The sequence below is a fragment of the Mesorhizobium sp. P5_C1 genome, from assembly GCF_054049815.1.
The window spans coordinates 1-1,881 of the sequence record NZ_JBFULQ010000807.1 but is presented as its reverse complement, the minus strand read 5'-3'; the positions used below and the strand labels follow the sequence as shown (position 1 = coordinate 1,881).

At 62.3% G+C, this 1,881-nt stretch carries 4 protein-coding genes; all 4 read left to right on the top strand.

Annotated features, from left to right (window positions below; all coding sequences use genetic code 11):
* Positions 1-603 (top strand): DUF488 family protein, N3 subclade (locus ACXJ7R_RS31510; protein ID WP_457155219.1); only part of this gene is annotated, 603 nt, incomplete at its 5' end.
* The gene (locus ACXJ7R_RS31505; RefSeq protein ID WP_457155220.1) at positions 495-770 is read left to right on the top strand and encodes a DUF6011 domain-containing protein; all 276 of its coding nucleotides are present in this window, start codon (positions 495-497) and stop codon (positions 768-770) included. The genes ACXJ7R_RS31510 and ACXJ7R_RS31505, both read left to right, overlap by 109 nt.
* A gap of 46 nt (positions 771-816) precedes the next feature.
* Positions 817-1,431, top strand: a complete 615-nt coding sequence (locus tag ACXJ7R_RS31500; RefSeq protein ID WP_457155218.1) for a hypothetical protein — start codon at positions 817-819, stop codon at positions 1,429-1,431.
* Complete coding sequence (locus ACXJ7R_RS31495) at positions 1,428-1,658, top strand: hypothetical protein (protein ID WP_457155217.1); 231 nt, start codon at positions 1,428-1,430, stop codon at positions 1,656-1,658. The genes ACXJ7R_RS31500 and ACXJ7R_RS31495 overlap by 4 nt, the downstream gene beginning before the upstream one ends.
* The last annotated feature ends 223 nt before the right edge of the window (positions 1,659-1,881 follow it).

Below are 1,881 nucleotides of genomic sequence, written 5' to 3'. Positions count from 1 at the left end.
GGGGTGTCCAGGGGCACGCCGAGAGGATACCCCGCAGGTTTCCGCAAGATGCCCGAACTCGCTCCAGGCGATTGGTTCAAGACCGCCAGCGACCGCGATTACAAGCAGCTCTATTTCGAGATCCTGGCCAAGCTCAGCGCCCGGCAGGTCGTCGCCAAGTTCGAACACCTTTCAGGCGGCAAGGATTGCGCGCTGCTCTGCTACGAGGCCCCGACGGACAACCAGTATTGCCATCGCGCTTACATCTCGGTGTGGCTGAAAGAACAGCTCGGACTCGAGGTCTTTGAATACGGTTTGGAGACCCAGGGCTGCGCGTGGAGCCATCCCAAGCTACCGGCGCAATACAGGCACCCGGCCACGCCGCCCAAAGCCCTCCAGGTCTCTCCCTACCTGGGCGCCGAGGCGCCCGACGCTCAGGGCCGCATCTGGAAGGTGATCGGCGTCGAACCGTCGTCCTCGCGCTTGCCGGTGAGCGCTCCAGCCACGCCGGGCAGATCAACGTCACCTCGCCTGGCTCGTTCGAAAGCCGCGAATGGTATGGCCGCATCGACCGCAAGGGTGAGTTCACGCGGTCGCGGCGTTCGCCTGGGCCCGACACCCTGATCCCCGCGCTTTCGGCTCTGGCCGAGAACCCTTCCAAGGCCGGTGCCGCCCACGGCAAGCGGACCGGCAACTGCTGCTTCTGCGCAATCGAGCTCACCGATCATCGCTCGATCGACGTCGGCTACGGCCCGGTGTGCGCCAAGCGCTGGGGACTGGCGTGGGGTTGATCCCCACGCCTTCCTCGAACCCAACCCCCTACCACAAAGAAAGACCATGACCGCCTTGAACAAAGACGAGCTTGCCGCCCTGCCCTCCTATGCAGACGAGCGTGGCCGCAAGTGGAAAGAGGCCCTGACCCTCGACTGGTACAACGCCCGCCTGTCGGTCTGCGATGCGATGCCGAACCGCGGCTCGATCCTTCATGGGTTGCGCAATGATCCGAGCTTCGGGCCGACCGGGCTCGAAAAGTTCCGTTTCCCGCCAGAGAAGACCGGCTTCGACGAGGCCATCGCGAATGCGTCTAATCCCGATCACCGGAATTACAGCCGTTCGCTGGCTCGGCGCCTCACCGCCGAAAAGCGCATGTGCACCGCGCTGGTCAAGGCCTGCCTCGATCGCGGCTATCTCGTTTCCGTCCACGACGGCGAAGAGTGGGCCGTGAAGAAGTCGACCGACAAAGCCGAGATCCTGGGCKCGCTGTTCTCGACCGATCAGGACGAGATCGTGATCCGCACCGCCGATGGCAACCGGGCGGGCTGGTTCCAGCTGACATACGGCAATGATGGCTATGACGTCGTCGGCGACTACACGGACAACGAGGTCTGCAACGCCATCTGGAACGAGGTGCTGACGCCCTTGTCCGACAAGATCGAAAGGGAAATGGCATGAACGCGGCTCGCTTCCACAACGCCCTGCGCGTCCTGCTCAGCCTGGACGGCTATGACCTGATCATTTCGGGCGTAGCCGACGAGAATTGGGGAACGCCGGAAGCGTCCGAGCGTGACCAGATGGGTGCTTTCCTTGAGGATCCTGCCCGCGAAGCGCTCCACATGCCGGACGCCAATTTCAACCKGCTCTTTGCGCTGGTCGAGAGCCGCCAGCCAACGTCTCTGTGAAGGGGGCAACAAATGTGTCGAATACGCCTGGTAGTGCGATTGCTGCCGCTCCGTCCATTGCAGTCTAAATTACGCACCGACTTGATCGATAAAGCTACCGTCTTCATTCTTTGCCACAACCGTGTCGTATAGACCGTAATGAGACAGCCCCTTGTGGCTTTCGATGCCAGTGTAGCGGAGTGAAGCGTCCTCATAGCGTCGGAAGGCGAAGACGGCCTCGTTC